Genomic DNA, 19,864 nt, shown 5'->3' with positions numbered 1-19,864 from the left:
GCCGGCAGCGCTCCGATTACCGCCTCTAACGACTGCCGGACATTATCACGGACGCCTCACCGGCGCACATTCGCAAGCAGCAGGCTTGGCGCCTGCCGCTTGGAAAAGACCTAAACTGCGCGCCAGCGCCGCCTTTAGCGGTACGACGGCATCAGCTTCTGATCCATCGGTTGGCCGATGACGACCGCGCGGGATTTCGCCAGCGCCTCGATCCGCTCGTTGGACAGTCCGGCGCTGTTCAACGCTTCGACCGTATGTTCGCCGATCCCCGCCACGCGCATCGGACCCGAACGCTGCGTCCGGCTGAAGGTCGCATAACGGCCCGGCGCGACGAAGAACGTGCCGTCCGATGCTGCGCGGATGTGCACGAAATCGTCCTTTGCCAGAACCGGATCGCGCAAAACCTCGGAGACGCGCCGCGCCCGGGCCGCGGCAACACCCGCGGACGCCAGACGGCTGATCGCCTCATCGCTGGACAATGGCGCGAGCACCTCGGCGAGCGCCGCCACCTTGTCGTTGGTTCCGTTCAGCTTGATCCCGGCGTTGCCGAGCGTCTCCTTGGAGACGGCTTCGGGCTTGGTTGCCTGTACGCGAATCCAGCCGTCCTTGGTCTGATAGAAACGGTCGAGCCAGCCGGGACCGCGATGGTTCTCGCTGCCCTTCACCAGCGCCGGACGGCCGGTATAGCGCACCAGCTCTTCCGACTGCAGATAAGTCGCCGTGGCGGCGAGCGAATCCCAGATGCGCTGCCCCTCCCCCGTCCGCTGGCGGTGATACAGACCGAGCACGCAGCAGAGGACGCTCATCGCCGCCGTCGTCACATCGATGATGGCAATGGTGTTAGCCACCGGCTCGTCGGTGCCGCCCTGGGTGGTCATCATGCCGCTCATCGCCTGCAGCACCATATCGACGCCGGGCAATTGCGACAGCGGCCCGCCCTCGCCATAGGCCGACAGCGAGATGGTGATGACGCCGCTCTTGAGCGAATTCAGCTTCTCGAAATCGATCCCGAGCTTGCGGGTGACGCCGGGACGCAGAGAGTCGATCACCACGTCGCTGACCTTGACCATCTCATAGAACGCGTCGCGCCCGTCCGGATTCTGCAAATCCATGGCAAGGCTGCGCATGCCGCGGTTGTAGGTGAAGCCGGTGGCGCGGAACGGATCGCCGGTCAGCGGCTCGACCTTCAGAACGTCGGCGCCGAGCTCGGACAGCAGCAACCCGCAATAGGGACCGGCGACGAACGTTCCCATGTCGAGGATACGGAAGCCATTGAGCGGTCCTGGACGCAGCGGCGGCATCTTGTCCGGCTGCGGCGGCGCCGGGCGAACCGCAACCTTGCCCGTGTCCGCCCCAAGCTTCGGCGCCGGTCCATGCACCCTGCCCGGCGTCTTCGTCAGGTTGATCGGCACGCCCGGCATCGTGACGGCGCCGCGCTCCGGATCCTGCACCTCGGCGCGCATATTGATCGCCTTGACCTGCGGATGGTCGAGCCATTCCTCGGTCGGCCCAAGCGAGCCGCAGGGAATGCCAAGTCCGCTGATCATCTCCAGCAGCTCGTCGCAGTTGCGTTTCAGGAACTCACTTGCAACCTTCTCCTTGGCCCAATCGACGTTGGCGGCGAGCACCAGATTTTCGATCTTGCCGTCCATGCGCGGGTCCTTCAGCATATCGCCGAGGCCGAGCGCATGGATCAGCTTGGTCTCGAACTTGCCGCCCAGCGCGCCGCAAGCAACCCAGCGGTCATCCTTGGTCCGATAGCGCGTGTAGGTCGGATGACGGCCGCCGGTCCCGACAGCCGTGCTCGGATCGGGATTGTCGGGATTGACCGTGAACGAGCCGACCGCAGCCTCCATCACCGCATTGATGCCGGAAACCGTGACGCTCTGGCCGAATCCCGAGCGTTCCCGCTCGATCAGCGCCGCCACCGTGCAGACCGTGGCCCACACGCCCTGGACATAGAGCAGATGCGGAAAGACGGAATCGATCGGACCGCCGTCGGTCGATGACTGCCGCCAAGCGATCCCACCCGCTGCCGCCAGCAGCGCCTGGGATTCATGCTCGCTGCTCCACGGCGTCTCGCGCCCATAGGGCGGCATCTCTACGATGATCAGCCGAGCATTCCGCTTGGACAGCTCGTCGGCGGCGAGGTTGAAGCGCCGCAGCGTATCAGCGCCCCGGACGATGCAGACATCCGCGCCGGCGATCAGAGTCCCGAGCCAGCGGCATTGCTCCGCATTGCCCGGATCGACCACGACGCTCTTCTTGCCGCGATTCCACATCGCGAAGCCGGGCGCATCCCGCCCCGGATCGCCGCCCGGAGGCTCGATCTTGATCACCTCCGCCCCGAAGTCCGACATGAACATGCCGACGATCGGTCCCGCGATCCCATCCGTTAAATCGACGACCTGCAGTGTGCCCAGCGCTTCCATTTGTGTTCTTCTCGTTTGAGAATTGTGCCAGATTGCCTATAGCAAATTGTGCGGGCAGATAATCACTGCACGATCGCCTAAGTTCGAATAGCAGCTTGCGTCCTCTGCATGAGCCTAGCGTTTTCGCTCAGTTGCGTTGCGATGCAATGTGGCGGTAACGCCTGATTGAAGGCCCTTTTTGGCGCATGATGCACGCAGACGAAGCCGCGCAAGGCATTCAGACGAGCTTGGCATTCAGGCGAGCTTGGCATTCAGGTGAGGAAGCAGGACTATGAAACTGGATTCATCGATTTCAGCGGTTATTACGGGCGGCGCCTCGGGGCTCGGTGCTGCAACGGCGCGGCTGCTCGCGTCGCACGGGGTCAAGGTCGCCCTGTTCGACCTGAACGAAGAGCTCGGCGAAAAGCTCGCCAAGGAACTCGGCGGCGTGTTCTGCAAGGTCAACGTCACCTCCTCGCCGGAGGTTGATGCTGCATTTGCGAAATCGCGGGCGGCGATCGGCCAGGAGCGCATTCTCGTAAACTGCGCCGGCGTCGGCGGTTCAGTGAAGACCGTCTCCCGCGACAAACAGACGCGCGAGATCAAGGAGTATCCGCTCGATAATTTCGAGCGGATCATCCAGGTCAACCTGATCGGCACGTTCCGCTGCATCACCAAGAGCGCAGCCGGCATGCTGTCGCTGGAGCCGCTGCCGGATGGCGATCGCGGTGCGATCGTCAACACCGCGTCGGTCGCCGCCGAGGACGGCCAGATCGGCCAGGCCGCCTATACCGCCTCGAAGGCGGGCATCGTCGGCATGACCCTGACCGTGGCTCGCGATCTGTCCAGCGAAGCCATCCGCGTCAACACGATCCTGCCGGGCATCTTCGACACGCCGCTGCTGGCCCGCGCGCCGGAGAACGTGAAAGCCGCGCTCGGCGCGCAGGTTCCATTCCCGCGTCGTCTCGGCCGCCCCGAGGAATACGCGCAACTCGCCTACACCATGATCACCAACGGCTACTTCAACGGCGAGGATGTCCGTCTGGACGGCGCCATCCGCATGGCGCCGCGCTAACCCCGCGGCTCCGCAAACAGAACCCATTCGGAGAACGACGTCGGAGAACGACCATGGCAGAAGCACTGATCATCGATGCATGCCGAACGCCCCGCGGCATCGGCAAGGCCGGCAAAGGCGCACTGTCGGACATTCACCCGCAGCAGCTCGGCGCCACCGTTCTGCGCGCGATCGCGGACCGCAACAACCTCAACACCGGTGATGTCGACGACATCATCTGGGGCACCAGCGCTCAGGTCGGCCAGCAGAGCCGTGACCTTGGCCGCATGTCCGCGCTCGATGCGGGCTACGACGTTCGCGCCAGCGGCGTGACGCTCGACCGCTTCTGCGGCTCGGGCATCACCTCGGTCAGCCTGGCGGCGGCGCAGATCATGTCGGGCCAGGAGGATCTGGTGATCGCCGGCGGCACCGAGAAGATGTCGATGGAGCGCCGCGCCGGCGGCGACAACATGATGGACGCGGGAAACCTGCGCCTGCGCGCGCGGCATCCGCAGTCGCATCAAGGGGTCTGCGCGGATGCGGTGGCGACGCTGGAAGGCATCACCCGCGAAGACACCGACCGGCTCGCGCTCAGCAGCCAGCAGCGTGCCGCGAAGGCCATCGAGGGCGGCCATTTCAACAAGAGCCTGGTGCCGGTCTATCGTGAGGACGGCTCGCTGGCGCTCGACCGCGAGGAATATCCGCGGCCGCAGACGACGCTGGAAGGACTGGCCAGCCTGAAGCCCGCCTTCCCCGCGCTCGCCGACTTCGACCTCGACGAGAAAGGCACCACCTACCGCAAGATGATCCTCGAGAAGTATCCGGATCTGGCGATCAACCACATCCATCACGCGGGCAACTCGTCCGGCGTGGTCGATGGTTCGGCGGCGGTGCTGTTGGCTTCGCCCAAATACGCCAAGGAACACGGCTTGAAGCCGCGCGCCCGCGTGGTCGCAACCGCCAACATCGGCGACTCGCCGACGCTGATGCTGAATGCGCCGGTTCCAGCCGCGCGCAAGGTGCTGGCGCGGGCCGGCCTCGAGGTCGACGACATCGACCTGTGGGAGATCAACGAGGCTTTCGCCGTCGTCGCCGAGAAGTTCATCCGTGACCTCAAGCTGGATCGCGAGAAGGTCAACGTCAATGGCGGCTCGATCGCCCTCGGCCATCCGATCGGCGCGACCGGTTCGATCCTGATCGGCACCGTGCTGGACGAGCTGGAGCGTCGTAATCTCCGCCGCGGCCTCGTCACCATGTGTGCTGCGGGCGGCATGGCCCCGGCCATCATCATCGAGCGCGTCTGACCCGCGTTCCGTCACCTGATGCACAAAGCCCATTCCGGACATGTCCGGAGTGGGCTTTATTTCTTGGAGGCACGACCTAGACTTTTGCAAACTCCGATCAAACGGAGAAGACCAGCTCGACCGGGGAGGACGCCACATGCTTGCCGTCACCGAAGACCCCAAAGCCGCGACCGAAGCCTGGCTGGCGGCGTTCGAACAGGCGCTCGCCAAACCCGAAGATCGCGCCTTCGCCGCCCTGTTCCAATCCGACAGCCACTGGCGCGACATCCTCGCCTTCCGCTGGGACTATCACACGCTCAGCGGCCGCGATTCGATCCGCGACGCGCTCAAGACCTATGCGCCGCAAACCGGCGCAGCCCGCTTCTCCATCCCCGCCTCGCGCGCAGCACCGCGCATCGTCACCCGCGCCGGCACCCGCACCATCGAAGCGATCTTTCAGTTCCAGACGACGATCGGCCGCGGCAGCGGCGTCGTCCGCCTCACGCCCGATCCGCAGGATCACAACACGCTCATGGCGTGGACGCTGCTGACGACCCTGGACGAGTTGAAAGGCTTCGAAGAAAAGCTGGGCTCCGCCAGGCCCGCCGGGCAATCCTACTCGCGCGACTTCCGCGGCCCCAACTGGCTGGACCTGAGACGGACTGCGGCCGCCTATGACGACCGCGATCCGGCCGTGCTGGTGGTCGGCGGCGGCCAGTCCGGCCTCGCCATCGCCGCCCGGCTGAAGCAGCTCAATGTCGATACGCTGATCGTCGATCGCGAACGGCGCATCGGTGACATGTGGCGCAATCGCTATCACGCACTGACGCTGCACAACCAGGTGCACGTCAATCACCTGCCCTACATGCTCTTCCCGCCGAACTGGCCGCGCTACGTCCCGAAGGACAAGCTGGCCGGCTGGTTCGAGGCTTATGTCGAGAGCATGGAGCTGAATTACTGGACCGCCACCGAGTTCGAAGGCGGGCGTTACGACGAGCATGAACGCCGTTGGGTGGTGACGCTGCGCCGCGCCGACGGGACACGACGCACGATGCGGCCGCGGCACGTCGTCATGGCCACAGGCGTCAGCGGCATTCCGAGTCTGCCCGACATTCCGTCGCTGAAAACATTCACCGGCACGACCCTGCATTCGAGCCAATACACCGACGGCGAGGATTGGAAGGACAAGCGCGCCATCGTCATCGGCACCGGCAACAGTGGTCATGATATCGCGCAGGATCTCCATTCAAGCGGCGCGCGCGTGACGCTGGTACAGCGCTCGCCGACCCTGGTCATCAACATCGAGCCGAGCGCGCAGCTCGTCTACACGTTGTATGACGAGGGGCCGTCGCTGGAGGACTGCGATCTGATCGCGACGGGAACGCCGCTGCAGGTCGGCCGCAAAAGCCATGCGCATATGACCGATCACGCAAGGCAACTGGATCAAGCCCTGCTCGACGGTCTCACGGCCAAGGGCTTCAAGCTCGACTATGGCGACAACAACACGGGATGGCAGTTCAAATACCTGACCCGAGGCGGCGGCTATTACTTCAATGTCGGCTGCTCCGACTTGATCGTCGAAGGCAAGATCGATCTCGCGCAGTTCGCTGATATCGAGACCTTCACTGCCGGCGGCGCGATCTTGAAGGACGGCAAAGCGATTGACGCAGATTTAATCGTGCTCGCCACCGGCTACAAGGGACAGGAGCATCTGGTCCGCAAGCTGTTCGGCGACGGCGTTGCCGCACGCATCGGCCCGATCTGGGGATTCGGCGAGAAGCAGGAACTGCGCAACATGTATACGCGCACGGCGCAGCCGGGCCTTTGGTTCATCGCCGGCGGTCTTGCCCAATGCCGCATCAATTCAAAATATCTCGCCCTGCAGATCAAGGCTTGCGAGGAAGGCATGCTCTGACCGCGAGAGGCTCTCGCCTGGCCAGCCGTCATCTCCCTTCCATCAAGACCGCGTGCATATACCGCGTGCAAATGACGACGGCCGCGCGCCTCCATTGCCGGACGCGCCCTCGCCGCGCGCTTGATTGTCACAAATTGGAGCAACTGCTTTTCCCGCTTTGCGGAAAAATCCGACGTGCTACCCTGTCGTTCTGACCGCGGCCAAGGAGAGGCAGACATGCGTCTTACCGGGTTCGGCTTTGCAGGATGCGTGCTCCGTCCCGGAGCGATGGCGCTCCTCTTGTTGAGTGGCGCGGCTCATGCCCAGCCGGCCCCTGCGGGCCCGCCTGCAGTCGGCGTGCTGCAACCGACGCGGCGACCTGTCACCGAGTCCAGCGAATTCCTCGGACGCGTCGAAGCCGTCAACCGCGTCAACGTCGTGGCGCGCGTCACCGCATTCATCGACAAACGCCTGTTCGAGGAAGGCGCCGAGGTCAAGGTCGGCGATCCGCTCTACCGTCTCGAACAGGGCCCGTTCCAGGCCGATCTCGCCACCAAGCAGGCGCAGGTCGCGCAACTGCAAGCCTCGCTCGACCTTGCGAAGCTCACCACCGAACGGCAGCGCATCCTGCTGCGCGGACCTGCCGGACAGCAATCGAACTACGACACGGCGCTCGCCAACGAGCGCAGCCTGGCGGCGCAGGTCCAGGCTGCCGAAGCTCAGGTCAAACTGTCCCAGATCAATCTCGACTATACTGATATCCGCTCGCCGATCGACGGCCGGATCAGCCGCACCGCCGTCACCGACGGCAACGTAGTCAGCCCGAGCTCGGGCGTCCTCACCACCATCGTCAGCCAAGACCCGATGTACGTGACCTTTCCGGTCTCCGTTCGCGAGGCGCTGGATCTGCGTGATCGCTATGCCACCGCCGGCGGCTTCAATGCCGTCGTGATCCGGCTCAGGCGACCGAACGGCAAGCTCTACGAGCAGACCGGACACCTCAACTTCGTCGAGAACACGATCGCCAGCAACACCGACACCATCCTGCTGCGAGGCACGATCCCCAATCCGAAGCTCTATGAGGCCGCCGATGTCAACGGCAGCGTCCGCGAACTCGTGGACGGCGAATTCGTCACCGTGATGCTGGAGGGGGTCCAGCCGGTTCAGGTCCTCGCCGTTCCGCGCTCGGCCGTGCTGTCGGACCAGCAGGGCGACTACGTGTTCGTGGTCGGCGCCGACAACAAGGCCGAGCGACGCGGCATTCAGCTCGGACAATCGACCTCCACTGTCGCCGCCGTGATGAGCGGCCTGTCCGAGACCGACAAGGTCATCGTCGAGGGATTGCAGCGGGTGCGCCCGGGCCAGCCGGTCGCGCCCGGGCAGCCCAGTGCACAGTTCGAAGCGTCGGTGAACAACGCTGCGGGAGATGCCAGCCAGCCGAAGCCGCCGGCATCCGGAAGCGCGCCCGGCAACAGCGGCAATGCGCCGGCGGGTAACAGCAAATGATCTCCTCAGTCTTTGTCGATCGCCCGCGTCTTGCCATCGTCATCGCGCTCGTGATGACGATCGCCGGCGCGCTCGCGCTCACGCGCATTCCGGTGGCGCAATTCCCCGATATCGTTCCGCCGCAAGTCACCGTATCCGGCGTCTTCCCCGGCGCTTCGGCGGAGGTGGTCGAAAGCAGCGTCGCCCAGCCGCTCGAGGCGCGGATCGTCGGCGTCGACAAGATGCTGTACATGAAGTCCACCAGCGGCAATGACGGCAGCTACAGCCTCACCGTATCGTTCGCGCTCGGCACCGATCCCGATATCAACACCGTCAACGTCAACAACCGCGTGCAGACCGCGCTGTCGCAACTGCCCTCGGAGGTGCAGCTGCAGGGCCTGACCGTGGCCAAGCAGTCCTCGGCGGTGCTGCAATTCATCGCGCTGTACAGCGAGAACGGCGAGCAGGACCCGCTGTTCATCACCAATTACGCGATCATCAACGTGCTGGATGCGATCTCGCGCACGCCCGGCGTCGGCCAGGCCAACCTGTTCGCGAAGATGAACTACTCGATGCGAATCTGGTTCGATTCGCAGCGGCTGACCAGTCTCAACCTCGCCCCTTCCGATGTCATCAATGCCATCAGGGCGCAGAGCGTGCAGGCCCCGGTCGGGCGCATCGGCGCCCGGCCGATCAGCGACCAGCAGCAGTTCCAGTTCAACGTGCAGACCCAGGGCCGGCTCGCTGACCCGGCGCAGTTCGGCAACATCGTGCTGCGCGCCAATCCGGACGGCTCGATCCTGCGCATCCGCGATGTGGCCCGTGTCGAGATCGGTGCGCAGAACCTCGACAACGAATCGCGGATCGACGGCAAGCCTGCGGTTCCTATCGGCATCTATCTTGCGCCGGGTGCGAACGCCGTGAAGACGGCAGCGGCGGTTCAGAAGACATTGCAGCAACTGTCAGAGCGCTTCCCGCCTGGGCTCAAATCCATGGTGATGTACGACTCCACCGATTTCGTGCGCGACACGGTGACCGAGGTGATGAAAACCCTCGCGGAAGCGTTCGTGCTCGTCGTCATCGTTGTGTTTCTGTTCCTCGGCAACCTCCGTGCTACCATCATTCCCGCCGTCGCCGTGCCGGTCAGCCTGATCGGCACGTTCGTCGTGCTGCTGATCTTCGGCTATTCGGCGAACACGGTATCTTTGCTGGCGATGGTCCTCGCGATCGGCATCGTCGTGGATGATGCCATCGTGGTGGTCGAGAACGTCGAGCGGGTGATGGAGGAGGAGCCGGAACTCTCTCCCGCCGACGCGACCAAGAAGGCGATGACGCAGATCACCGCGCCGGTGATCGCGATCACGCTGGTCCTGCTGTCCGTGTTCGTTCCGATCGCGTTCATTCCGGGCATCTCCGGCGAACTATTCCGGCAGTTCGCGGTCACGATCTCCGCGGCGATGGTGATCTCGGCCATCAACGCGTTGACGCTTTCGCCGGCGCTCTGCGCGCTGTTCCTGCGCCATGGCGGACCGCGGCGCGGCATCATGGGGCGCGTCGGCAACGGCATCGATTGGGTCCGCGACCGCTATGCCGGCGGCGTGCGGCGCCTGGTGCGCATGGCCGCGATGTCACTCGTAGCGCTTCTGATCTTCGCCGGCGCCACCTTCGGCATTTCGCTGCTGACACCGACCGGCTTCCTGCCCGAGGAAGACCAAGGCGCCTTCTTCGTCATGGTGCAGCTGCCGGACGGCGCCTCGGTGTCGCGGACCAGCAATGTGACCGAACAGGTCGAAAATCTGATCAAACCGATGCCGGGCGTTCAAAACGTCCTGTCGATCATCGGCTTCTCGTTGCTGGACGGCGCCTCGGAACCGAACGTCGCCTTGATGGTGGTGCGGCTGAAGCCGTTTGCGGACCGCGCGACCGCCGCCGAGACCGCGCAGGCGCTGATCGGGCGCACCTTCGGTGCCGGATCGCAAATCCGCCAGGCCAACGTGCTGCCGTTCAACCTGCCGCCGATCATCGGACTGTCCACCAGCGGCGGGTTCGAGTACCAGCTCGAAGCGCTGGAGGGCCAGGCGCCGGAAGCGATGAGCAGCGCGATGGGCGGGCTTGTCGCCGCGGCCAACCGCGATCCGCGCCTCTCCCGCGTCTTCTCGACCTTCACCGCGACCAATCCGTCGATCTATCTCGACATCGACCGCGCCAAGGCGCAGGCGCTCGGGTTGAGCATGAGCGACGTCTTCACCGCGCTGCAGGCGACCCTCGGCGGCATCTACGTCAACAACTTCAACCTGTACGGCCGGACATGGCAGGTCAACGTGCAGGGCGAGGCCACCGACCGCGGCGACATTCCCGCCATCTGGCAGATCTATGTGCGCAACAGCAGCGGCCAGATGGTGCCGATGCGCTCGATCGCCAGCCTCAAGATCGTGCAGGGACCGCAGGTGATTGCCCGCTACAACAACTACCGCTCGGTCACGATCAACGGCAGCCCGGCGCCGGGCGTCTCGTCGGGCGCGGCGATGGCGGCGATGGCCGACATCTCGCGCACCACCCTGCCCCCGGGCTATGCCTTCGAATGGACCGGAACGGCCTATCAGGAACAGCAGGCCTCCGGTCAGACCGGCGTCATCCTGGCGCTGGCGGTGCTGTTCGCGTACCTGTTCCTGGTCGCGCTGTACGAGAGCTGGACGATCCCGATCCCGGTGCTGCTGTCGGTGGTCGTCGGCGTGTTCGGCTCGTTCGTCGGCATCAAACTCGCCGGACTGAGCCTCGACCTCTACGCGCAGATCGGCCTCGTGGTGCTGATCGCGCTTGCCGCCAAGAACGGCATTCTGATCGTCGAGTTCGCGAAGGAGCAGCGCGAGGCCGGCATGGCTATCGATGAAGCGGCGATCCTCGGCGCGAAGATGCGTTTCCGCGCCGTGATGATGACGTCGATCGCCTTCATCCTCGGCCTGCTGCCGCTGGTGATCGCCACCGGCGCCGCTCAGATCAGCCGGCGCGGCGTCGGGACCGCTGTGTTCAGCGGCATGCTGATCGCAAGCTCGATCGGCATCTTCCTGATCCCGATGCTGTACACGACGTTCCAGAGCATGCGCGAGCGCGTCAAGCGGCGGTTCGCGGCACGGCCCGCGCAAGCGCATCCCACCGGGCCCTCCGCAGGCGCGCATTGACGACAGGTCGCGCCGACAAAGGGACGATGGTGCCTCAAAGATCGAGCGTCACGCTGACCCGCGCACGCGACACGCACAGCATGAGCCGATCCTGCCGTTTCGCGGTCGGCAGCGCCTTGTCGCGGTGAAGCACCGCCCCGTCGCGGTAGCCGCACTCGCAGGAGCCGCACAGCCCCATCTCGCACGATGCCGGCATGATGAAGCCATTCTCGCGCAGGACATCGAGCAACGATCGGTCCGCAGGGACGAGAAAGCTCTGACCGGTTGAGGCGATCTTGGCCTCGAACGGCTCGGGCTTGAAGTTCTCGTCCAGCGTCGTCTGGAAGACTTCGCCGTGCACCTGCTCCTCCGGCCAGTCGCCGAGAAACGCCTGGACGGCATCCAGAAGCCGCTGCGGGCCGCAGACATAGACATGGGTGTTCGGGTGATACGCACCGATCATGGTCGGATCGAAACGTGCTCCGCTGCTCGAAAACCAGCATTGCAGGCGATCGCCGCAGACCTCGGCAAGCTCCGCCAGCAACGGCGCCTGGGCTTCCGACCGCGCGCAGTCATGCACGATGAAGTCCTTGCCCCAGCGCTTCAGCGTGCGGGCCATCGGCAGCAGCGGCGTGATGCCGATGCCGCCGGCGACGAGAACGTACCGCTCTCCCGTCTCCTGCAGCGGCAGGTTGTTGCGCGGCGCTGAGATGTGCGCCTCGCACCCTTCGCGCAGGTTGTCGTGGATCCATGTCGACCCTCCACGGCTCACCGCCTCGCGCTTGACGGCGATCTCATAACGGGAGGTGTCGGCAGGGTCGCCGCACAAGGAATATTGCCGGACCCGGCCATCCGGCATCCGCAGATCGACATGCGCCCCGGCCGTCCATGCCGGCAGCGTCGGCCGATTGGGATGGACGAGCTGCAGACGCAGAACGTCGGGCGTGCTCAAGTGCGCCTGTTCGACGCGCAGCTTCATGATCAAACGTGCCGTCATTGGTCCAACAGCTCTATCGCATCGCCCGGACGGATGATGCCGCCACGCTCGATGCCGCAGTTCAGTCCCGATCGATTGTACAGGGGCAGGAAGACCGGACGATCCAGCAGCTCCTCCAGATACTTGCAGGGGAAATTCAAACGCCCGCCGCGCAGAACGACATCGCCCACCCGGAAGCGCCGGCCGACCAGGTGGTTGAGCGGCACGCCGATGACGGTGAGATTGCGTCGATGATCCCGCGGCTCGATCATGATCGGGCCGCTCTGCAGCGGCGGATCGTTCCGCGACAGCGCGTCGAGCGCCTCCTGCTCGATCAACGTCACCTCGCGGACGTCAGGCTTCGGCGAATAGGTGCCGGTGCCTGTGTAGTACCGGTCGCCGACGATGCCGCGACCCGCGACGCACACCGCTTCCTGCAGCTCTTCCATTTCGTAGCTCGCGCTCGGCGCGACATGAATATGAAGCAGCTTGCCCCGCCATTGCGCGGCTCCGCCGGGAACCTTTGTCGCCACCGAACCGGCAGGGTGCTCGAACGCCTCGACCATCTTCGGCGGCGGCCGATCCGACGCTTGAACGCTCATGGTTTCATCCCTCCGTCCGCAGCGCGATCGCCTCGATTTCGACCAGTGCATCCTTCGGCAATCGCGCCACCTCGATGGTCGAGCGCGCGGGCGGCGCTTCGCCGAAGAAGTCGGCATAGATGGCATTCATGCTCGCGAAATCATTCATGTCCTTGAGGAACACCGTGGTCTTCAAGACACTGGCGAAGGACGCGCCGCCGGCGGCAAGAACCGCCGACAGGTTTGCCAGCGACTGCCGCGTCTGCTGCTCGATGCCTTCCGGAATCTGCCCCGAAGCCGGGTCGATCGGCAGTTGCCCCGAGGCGAAGACGAGTTGCTCTGTTCGCGTGGCTTGAGAATAAGGCCCCGCGGCCGGCGCCGCCTTCTCCGTGCTGACGAGTGATTTGGTGGTCATGGGATCTCCGATTGATGGGCCGGTCCTAGCCGGCGAGGAAGGCTTCGCTATTCATGTTGGCGCTGCGGGCGCGCTGATACTCGAGGACGCGTGCGGTTTCGCTGGCCACCGCACCGCCGAGCATCGTCTCCAGGATATGCAGGGTCGTATCGATGCAAAGCGAAACGCCCCCGCCGGTCACGACGGCTCCGGTGTCGACCAGCGCCGCCTCACGAACCTCGATCGCGGGATACAGGTCACGCATTTGCTTCAGCGGCGAAATCTCCGGCGGAACGACGGCGCGCTTCGTCGTTGCCACCTTGTTGTCGAGGATGCCGCTCGCGGCCAGGATCATCGCTCCCGTGCACACGGACGCCACCTTGCCCGATGCGTGCAGGCGGCGGATGTAATCAAGCGTCACGCGGGAGCGGGATTGCGCGCCCCACCCCGGACCGCCCGTGACGATGACGACGTCGCAGGCCGGCGCATCATCGATGCCGAACTGCGCGACGACATCGAGCCCGTTCGAGAGATGCACGAGACCGGCCTTCGGCGCGATCGTGCATATGCGGATCTGCGGGGCCACTCGGCGTGCCATGGACAGCACGCCGAACGTTGCGAGATCGATCGGCTCGACGCCGTCATAGATGAAGATTCCAAACAGCATGTCGGCTAGTCCAGAACTTCATCCTTCGTCTCGCGTGCCGCGAGCGCCGCCCACAGGGTGATCAGCGCGATCCCGATCATCATGATCGATACGCCTGTCGTCCCGCCGAAGTAGCCGGCCAGCGCGGTTGCGATGATCGGCGCGAACCCGCCGCCGATCGCCGCCGCCACCTGGAAACCGAACGACGCCCCGCTGTAGCGGACGCGCGCACCGAACAATTCGGGGAAGTAGGTGGATTCGAGCCCGAACATCATTCCATGACCGAAGTTCATGGCAATGATGATCGCCATCGTGACCATGGCGACGCTCTTCGTTTCCAGCATCCAGAACAGCGGGAATGCGAAGGCGATCGTGAAGATCGCGCCGAGAATGAAGAGCGGCCGTCGGCCGATCTTGTCCGACAGCCAGCCGAACAGCGGCAGCGTGATGAGTTCGAACAGCGCCGCATACATCACCGCATCCAGCAGCAGCTGTTTCGGCAAGGCGAGCTGCGTCGTCGCGTACACCACGACGAAGACCGTCAGCATGTAGACCCAGGACACCTCCGACAGCTTCAATCCGACCGCGATCAGGAACGTCTTGAAGTTCTTGCTGACCGCCTCGCCCACCGGGTTGGTCGAGAACGATTCCGTCGCTTTCATCTTCTCGAAGACCGGCGTCTCCGGGATCCGCGAGCGGATGAACGTGCCGAGTCCGAGCAGGACGATGCTGACCAGGAAGGGAATCCGCCAGCCCCACGCCTGGAAGTCCGCTTCGGGAAGCTTGGTCGCGAGCGCGAACACCAGCGTCGCCAGCACGAGCCCGATCGGGAAGCCGATCTGAACGAACGCGCCGTAGAAGCCGCGTTTGTCGGCCGGGGAATGCTCGATCACCATCAGCGAGGCGCCGCCCCATTCGCCGCCGAGACCGATGCCCTGAATCACCCGCAGGACAATCAGCAGAATGGGCGCAAGCACGCCGATCGTTTCATAGCTCGGCAGCAGGCCGATGCAGAAGGTGCTGAGGCCCATGATGAACATGGTCGCGACCAGCATCGACTTGCGCCCGAGGCGATCACCGAAATGTCCGAACAAGGCGCCGCCGAGGGGGCGGGCGATGAAGCCGACCGCATAGGTGCCGAGCGCGGCGATGGTTCCTGCAAGGGGATCGATCGAGGGAAAGAAGGCCTTGTTGAACACGAGCGCCGCGGCGGTCGCGTAAATCAGGAAGTCGTACCATTCGATGATCGTGCCGACGCTGCTCGCAAATACGATGGAGCGCATTTTCGAGCTCGCGGATCGAGGCTCAGACAGTGTCGCAGCTAAGCTCATCTCCCACTCCTGGGGTAAGAAGCCAGGGGACCCATTCCCCTGAAGGAAACATCTTTCCAAGATTGTGGAATGCAAGGCGCGTGCCGGAATTTTCCGGCCCGGAATCAACAGGGCTCGTGGGAGCGCACGGCGTGATGGTCAGATTTGCAGCGATGGACGCTCAAGAAGCCGGCATTGGCCTGCACCGGCCGCGCGCGTGGCGCGCCTGCAGCCCTCGCATCTGCGGGCAACCCGATGACGCGCGGGCGCCCGGCCTCGCCCCGTCGAACGATGGCGATCGTTTCCTATTCAGGAAATGTGTCCACTAATGATGGACTTAGCGACGGACCTTGGACGTGTCGATCACAAGAAAATATTCACACGGGGTCTTGCCGAGGTTCAAGAACGCGTGGTCGGCATCTGCCTGGAAATAGAGCGAATCCCCCTCGCTCAGCACGACCTGATCGGTGCCGATCGTCACGCGCACACGACCACGCAGGACATAGATGTATTCCTCGACACCGCGGCGATGCGCGACGAAGTTGCCTGTTTCAGCGCCAGGCGGCAGCGTATTGAGCACCCAGTCGATGCCGCGCCCCGGCAGCACTGGCGAGATGCAGCGTCGCAGAAAGCCGGAGTCCGCGTCCCGCAGGATCGGCTGCCGCGCGGCTGGAATATGCACGATCTCGCGCTCGACCGCCGGCGCCATCAGCTGCGAGAACGTCACCCCCAGCGCTTCCGCGAGCTTGGAGAGGATGACGGTCGACGGAACCGTCTCGCAGCGCTCGATCTTGGAGATCATCGACCGGCTGACCCCGGACGCCTCGGCGAGCATTTCCAGCGAGAAGTTGTTCTCCTTGCGGAAGTGGCGGAGCTCTTCAGCCAGAACCGCCAGTTGCGGATTATGGATCGTTTGTTCGGCGCCCAAATGAGCAAATCCCTTGGTGTTCCGGCGCTTCTTTTAATGGATTCTGAAGTGCATGGGCAATCCGCCACAGGCTCGGAATATCGCTGCGGATCAACGAGATCGTGTCGCGCAGCCCGGCCTGGCGCCTTTGCGCCGTCCGCGCGTGGCGGACACATGCCCTCAGATGGCCGCCCGATGTTCGCGGAAGGCTGCCGCCAGCGTGCGCAGCGCTTCACGCGATTTGCGGTCGGTGAGTGTCGAGTGCAGCACGATTTCCGACGATGGCAACTGCGGCAGACCGAAACGTTCGCTGACCTCCACGGTGCCGGGAGGCGCAAGCCGGCAGGAGAACGCTCCGATCGCGAGGCCGGCCGAGACTGCGGCTGCGACCACCGACGATCCGCCGCCGAGGAACACCTCGGTCCAGGGAATGCCGATGGCGTCGAGCGCGCGGGTGGCGATATCACGCACGCCGCAGGAGGGAGCGAGCGCTGCGAGCCGTACCGGCTCGCCCTGACGATGCTCGAACTGAGGCGCCGCGAACCAACCGAAATGCTCCGGCCCCAGCACCTCACCATCGCGGCGATCGTCCTCGCGACGGATGATCGCCGCATCGAGTTCGCCGCGATCGAAGGCATCGAGGACACTGCGGGAATTGTCTAGCCGCACCTCGATCGTCAAACCGGGATCATGGGCGTTCAGCCGCGCGAGCAGCGTCGTCAATTCCGGCCCTGCGACATGCGCGGCGATGCCAAGCGCAAAACGGCGGCGGCAATCGGACAGTCCAACGACGGCGCGTTCATGAGCGGCCAGGAAATTGCGCGCGCTGTCGAGGAACACTGCGCCCTGTGCCGACAGCCGGACCGAGCGCGGAGTCCGCTCGATCAGTCGCTGACCGATCCGGTCCTCCAGCCGCTTCAGCTTCACGCTGATTGCCCCTTGGGTCGTCCCGAGCGCTTCCGCCGCGCGGGTGAAGCTCTGGAAATCGGCGATGGCGACGAACGCTTGAACCGACTCGACGTCCAGCGTGACCATGGTAATGATCCGATTTTGTTGTCTCTGAAATACATATTGATCCAGTTTTGATGTAGTCAAGGCCCGGTTATGGTCCCGCCGCAACGCAACAGGCGGACCGCGCGCCCTCCGCATCCCGTCGGATTTCGCCGTTGCCGTTTCCAACGTCGAAAGGCCGAAGCATGACCGTTGCCGTTTCCCTGTCGCCCACGAGCCGGAGCAGCGTCGCGCTCGCCGCGGTCTGCCTCTCCTCGCTGATGTTCGGCCTGGAGATTTCCAGCGTGCCGGCGATCCTGCCGACGCTGGAGCAGGTGCTGCATGCGGACTTCAAGCAGCTGCAGTGGATCATGAACGCCTACACGATCGCTGTGACCACCGTGCTCATGGCCACCGGAACGCTGGCCGATCGCTATGGCCGCAAGCGCGTGTTCCTGATCGGGATCGGCGCGTTCAGCCTTGCCTCGCTCGTCTGCGGGCTGACACAGAGCGCATCCGTTCTGATCGTCGCCCGCTTCCTTCAAGGCATGAGCGGCGGCGCGATGCTGATCTGCCAGGTTGCGATTCTCTCGCATCAGTTCAGAGAAGGTCGTGAACGCAGCATCGCATTCGGCTGGTGGGGCATCATCTTCGGCATCGGACTTGGCTTCGGGCCGATCATCGGCGGCATGATCGTCGCCGTATCGAGCTGGGAATGGGTTTTCCTCGTCCACGTCGTGCTCGGGGTCTGGACCTTGTTCCTCGCGCTCCATGGTGTGCAGGAATCCCGCGATCCCGATGCCACGCATCTGGACGTCGCCGGCATCCTCACGCTGTCGCTGTCGGTGTTCTGCCTCGCCTTCTTCATCACGCAGGGACCGGAGCTCGGCTTTGCGAGCGCCGCTGCGCTCGCGATCCTCGGCATCGCCGGCGCAAGCTTCGTCGCCTTTCTGATCGTCGAAACGCGCAGCCGGAGGCCGATGTTCGACTTTTCCGTGTTTCGTATCCGCGCTTTTTCCGGGGCGATCATCGGTTCGGCCGCGATGAACATCAGCTTCTGGCCGTTCATGATCTACCTGCCGATCTGGTTTCAGGCCGGCCTCGGCTATGACAGCCAAGCCGCCGGCCTGGCGCTGCTCGCCTACACATTGCCGGCGCTCGTGGTGCCGCCGCTCGCAGAGCGCCTGTCGCTGCGCTACCGCCCGGGGCTGGTTATCCCGGCCGGCTTATTCATCATCGGGCTCGGCTTTGTGCTGATGAAGCTTGGCAGCGCGGCCGCGCATGCGAGCTGGTTGACGATGCTGCCTGGCTGCCTGCTGGCCGGAATCGGCCTCGGCTTCACCAACACGCCGGTCACCAATACGACCACGGGATCGGTGCCCACCGAACGCGCGGGCATGGCGTCGGGCATCGACATGAGTGCGAGAATGATTTCGCTCGCCATCAACATCGCGCTGATGGGCTTCGTTCTGGTCGAGGGTGTTCGATCTTCGCTGAGCGCGGCGCTGCCAGATCTGCCGGATGCGGCCACGCTGCGATCCCTGGCCGAGCGGATCGCCGCTGGCGCCAGCGTTTCGCCGGATCAGGGCGCGTCTGCTGCCACTGTCCACCAGGCGCTCACCGACGGCTTCGGCTGGGTCATGCTCTATGGCGGCATCGGCGTCTGGCTGCTCGCGGCGTTCAGCCTCTTCGTCTTCGGTCGCAAAGAACCGGACGGCCCTCGCACATGACCTGTGCGTCAGAACCGGACGAGGTGCAATCCGCAGCTCGCCGAGAGGCAATGAAGCGGACAACGATATCTCCGCCATAGCCCTATGCCCCTCCTAAACCGGGTTGCGAGCCATTGCGGCGAGGAGCAGAACAACAGCTTTCATGCATTGGCGAGCGGCGGCCGCCGTTCTCCAATCATGCTAGTCGATGATATCGGCACCCTCCGCCTTCAAGCGGGCGAGGCCGTCCTTCATCTGCTGTACCTGTTCGGGCGAGTGCCCTTGCCACCGTGTCCCTTCGGCAATGACCCGTAGCGGATCGCGGGAGCGATAGGACAGCGTCGGGTTACCGGGGAATTTCTTATCCGTCAGGTTGGGATCGTCCATGATCGGCCCAGTCGGCTCCACGACATAAATCCGTTCTTGCCCACTGCCGGCGGCCAGCTCGGCGCCCCAGATCGCAGCATCCAGCGTGCCGGCAAAATAGACCCAGGATAGCGGTTTGGCCTCGGTAAAGTTGGATTGGTGGCCGACGGCGATCAGGTCTCCGGGCTTCAGATCGGCCTTGGTGCCGTGGAAGAACGATCGTGAGAATACGCTGGCGATCGCTGACATCGGCGTGCCGCTCTCCTGTTCGCTCGGCGGTTCGCTATCCTGCCCAGTAGGACAGGCCATCAACGGCTGGCGGAGAGAGCGGTAACGAACTCCTGTCCCGTACCTTGCCTTTGATTTATCTAAGAATTTAGGCCCGCTTGCACCAAAATGTGTACGTCTCAGTGTTCAGTTGTCAACCTATTTGGGTATGCACGATCGGCGTCCACTCGCCTGATTGCGGCGGATTCCTGAGCGGCTCATTTGGCCGTCGAACGGATATCCGCTCGCAACCTCTGCACATCCGGAATGTGGATTGGTGCAGCCGTCCTCGCGCCGGTCCATGACTTCACCACCGGTAACGCACAGTGCCCTTGCCCGCGTAACTCTCGACATTGCGCGAGAACTCGCCCTCGAACGTACCCGCGAGCGCGAAGCCGTTGCGCCAGGCGATCTCCGCGCCGGCGGACACCAG

The 19,864-nt window shown here is 64.3% G+C and carries 16 protein-coding genes; 6 read left to right on the top strand and 10 right to left on the bottom strand.

The annotated features are described in order from the left end of the window. Window positions 1-134: 134 nt before the first annotated feature. Window positions 135-2,432 (bottom strand): CoA transferase, encoded by a 2,298-nt coding sequence (locus X566_RS10405; protein ID WP_034465915.1) that lies wholly within the window; start codon window positions 2,430-2,432, stop codon window positions 135-137. A 271-nt stretch (window positions 2,433-2,703) separates the two neighbouring features. Here X566_RS10405 and X566_RS10400 point away from each other — a divergent pair, with 271 nt between their 5' ends. The 5 genes from X566_RS10400 to X566_RS10380 all read left to right on the top strand — a co-directional run bounded on the left by X566_RS10400 (window position 2,704) and on the right by X566_RS10380 (window position 11,306). Then, window positions 2,704-3,486, top strand: a complete 783-nt coding sequence (locus X566_RS10400) for an SDR family NAD(P)-dependent oxidoreductase (protein WP_034465911.1) — start codon at window positions 2,704-2,706, stop codon at window positions 3,484-3,486. Between the two features lie 53 nt (window positions 3,487-3,539). Then, window positions 3,540-4,769, top strand: coding sequence for an acetyl-CoA C-acetyltransferase (locus X566_RS10395; RefSeq protein WP_034465910.1), 1,230 nt, complete (start codon window positions 3,540-3,542; stop codon window positions 4,767-4,769). A 136-nt stretch (window positions 4,770-4,905) separates the two neighbouring features. Then, entirely contained in the window at window positions 4,906-6,663 is a 1,758-nt protein-coding gene (locus tag X566_RS10390; protein ID WP_034465908.1) for an NAD(P)/FAD-dependent oxidoreductase, read from the top strand. A 216-nt stretch (window positions 6,664-6,879) separates the two neighbouring features. Next, the gene (locus X566_RS10385) at window positions 6,880-8,148 is read left to right on the top strand and encodes an efflux RND transporter periplasmic adaptor subunit (RefSeq protein WP_034465906.1); all 1,269 of its coding nucleotides are present in this window, start codon (window positions 6,880-6,882) and stop codon (window positions 8,146-8,148) included. After that, window positions 8,145-11,306 carry an efflux RND transporter permease subunit gene (locus X566_RS10380; RefSeq protein ID WP_034465904.1) on the top strand — a complete coding sequence of 1,054 codons (3,162 nt, stop codon included), beginning with the start codon at window positions 8,145-8,147 and terminating at the stop codon, window positions 11,304-11,306. Before X566_RS10385 ends, X566_RS10380 begins: the two co-directional genes overlap by 4 nt. A gap of 34 nt (window positions 11,307-11,340) precedes the next feature. On the opposite strand, the gene X566_RS10375 is transcribed toward X566_RS10380, so the two are convergent. From X566_RS10375 to X566_RS10345, 7 genes are all read right to left on the bottom strand, one after another. Continuing rightward, window positions 11,341-12,282 carry a PDR/VanB family oxidoreductase gene (locus X566_RS10375; protein WP_034465902.1) on the bottom strand — a complete coding sequence of 314 codons (942 nt, stop codon included), beginning with the start codon at window positions 12,280-12,282 and terminating at the stop codon, window positions 11,341-11,343. Further along, entirely contained in the window at window positions 12,279-12,863 is a 585-nt protein-coding gene (locus tag X566_RS10370; protein WP_081740125.1) for an MOSC domain-containing protein, read from the bottom strand. The genes X566_RS10375 and X566_RS10370 overlap by 4 nt, the downstream gene beginning before the upstream one ends. A 4-nt stretch (window positions 12,864-12,867) precedes the next feature. Beyond that, entirely contained in the window at window positions 12,868-13,257 is a 390-nt protein-coding gene (locus tag X566_RS10365) for a RidA family protein (protein ID WP_034465900.1), read from the bottom strand. A 25-nt stretch (window positions 13,258-13,282) separates the two neighbouring features. Further along, window positions 13,283-13,903, bottom strand: a complete 621-nt coding sequence (locus X566_RS10360) for a DJ-1/PfpI family protein (protein WP_034465898.1) — start codon at window positions 13,901-13,903, stop codon at window positions 13,283-13,285. A 5-nt stretch (window positions 13,904-13,908) separates the two neighbouring features. Continuing rightward, window positions 13,909-15,165 (bottom strand): MFS transporter, encoded by a 1,257-nt coding sequence (locus X566_RS10355; protein ID WP_244434714.1) that lies wholly within the window; start codon window positions 15,163-15,165, stop codon window positions 13,909-13,911. A 364-nt stretch (window positions 15,166-15,529) separates the two neighbouring features. Beyond that, entirely contained in the window at window positions 15,530-16,120 is a 591-nt protein-coding gene (locus tag X566_RS10350; protein ID WP_034465893.1) for a helix-turn-helix domain-containing protein, read from the bottom strand. Between the two features lie 159 nt (window positions 16,121-16,279). Further along, the gene (locus X566_RS10345) at window positions 16,280-17,134 is read right to left on the bottom strand and encodes a LysR substrate-binding domain-containing protein (protein ID WP_034465891.1); all 855 of its coding nucleotides are present in this window, start codon (window positions 17,132-17,134) and stop codon (window positions 16,280-16,282) included. 161 nt (window positions 17,135-17,295) lie between these two features. Between X566_RS10345 and X566_RS10340 the strand changes: the two genes are divergently transcribed. After that, complete coding sequence (locus tag X566_RS10340) at window positions 17,296-18,819, top strand: MFS transporter (RefSeq protein ID WP_034465889.1); 1,524 nt, start codon at window positions 17,296-17,298, stop codon at window positions 18,817-18,819. A 180-nt stretch (window positions 18,820-18,999) separates the two neighbouring features. Here the strand turns inward: X566_RS10340 and arr are convergent, their stop codons facing one another. Both arr and X566_RS25440 read right to left on the bottom strand, forming a co-directional pair. Further along, a complete protein-coding gene (gene arr / locus X566_RS10335) occupies window positions 19,000-19,413 on the bottom strand; it encodes an NAD(+)--rifampin ADP-ribosyltransferase (RefSeq protein WP_034465887.1) in 414 nt (137 codons plus the stop codon). Window positions 19,414-19,738: 325 nt separating this feature from the next. After that, the gene (locus tag X566_RS25440; RefSeq protein ID WP_275451019.1) at window positions 19,739-19,861 is read right to left on the bottom strand and encodes a hypothetical protein; all 123 of its coding nucleotides are present in this window, start codon (window positions 19,859-19,861) and stop codon (window positions 19,739-19,741) included. Window positions 19,862-19,864 lie beyond the last annotated feature (3 nt).

The sequence above is a fragment of the Afipia sp. P52-10 genome, from assembly GCF_000516555.1.
In the GTDB taxonomy this organism is placed as follows: domain Bacteria; phylum Pseudomonadota; class Alphaproteobacteria; order Rhizobiales; family Xanthobacteraceae; genus P52-10.
This window is presented reverse-complemented; position numbering and strand designations above follow the sequence as displayed.

Bases quoted from the DNA above. Each gene is read 5' to 3' on its own strand.
- X566_RS10365 (WP_034465900.1), bottom strand. From the start codon at position 13,257: ATGACCACCAAATCACTCGTCAGCACGGAGAAGGCGGCGCCGGCCGCG.
- X566_RS10375 (WP_034465902.1), bottom strand. From the start codon at position 12,282: ATGACGGCACGTTTGATCATGAAGCTGCGCGTCGAACAGGCGCACTTG.
- X566_RS10340 (WP_034465889.1), top strand. From the start codon at position 17,296: ATGACCGTTGCCGTTTCCCTGTCGCCCACGAGCCGGAGCAGCGTCGCG.
- arr (WP_034465887.1), bottom strand. From the start codon at position 19,413: ATGTCAGCGATCGCCAGCGTATTCTCACGATCGTTCTTCCACGGCACC.
- X566_RS10370 (WP_081740125.1), bottom strand. From the start codon at position 12,863: ATGAGCGTTCAAGCGTCGGATCGGCCGCCGCCGAAGATGGTCGAGGCG.
- X566_RS10405 (WP_034465915.1), bottom strand. From the start codon at position 2,432: ATGGAAGCGCTGGGCACACTGCAGGTCGTCGATTTAACGGATGGGATC.
- X566_RS10360 (WP_034465898.1), bottom strand. From the start codon at position 13,903: ATGCTGTTTGGAATCTTCATCTATGACGGCGTCGAGCCGATCGATCTC.
- X566_RS10345 (WP_034465891.1), bottom strand. From the start codon at position 17,134: ATGGTCACGCTGGACGTCGAGTCGGTTCAAGCGTTCGTCGCCATCGCC.
- X566_RS10355 (WP_244434714.1), bottom strand. From the start codon at position 15,165: ATGCGCTCCATCGTATTTGCGAGCAGCGTCGGCACGATCATCGAATGG.
- X566_RS10390 (WP_034465908.1), top strand. From the start codon at position 4,906: ATGCTTGCCGTCACCGAAGACCCCAAAGCCGCGACCGAAGCCTGGCTG.
- X566_RS10395 (WP_034465910.1), top strand. From the start codon at position 3,540: ATGGCAGAAGCACTGATCATCGATGCATGCCGAACGCCCCGCGGCATC.
- X566_RS10400 (WP_034465911.1), top strand. From the start codon at position 2,704: ATGAAACTGGATTCATCGATTTCAGCGGTTATTACGGGCGGCGCCTCG.
- X566_RS10380 (WP_034465904.1), top strand. From the start codon at position 8,145: ATGATCTCCTCAGTCTTTGTCGATCGCCCGCGTCTTGCCATCGTCATC.
- X566_RS10385 (WP_034465906.1), top strand. From the start codon at position 6,880: ATGCGTCTTACCGGGTTCGGCTTTGCAGGATGCGTGCTCCGTCCCGGA.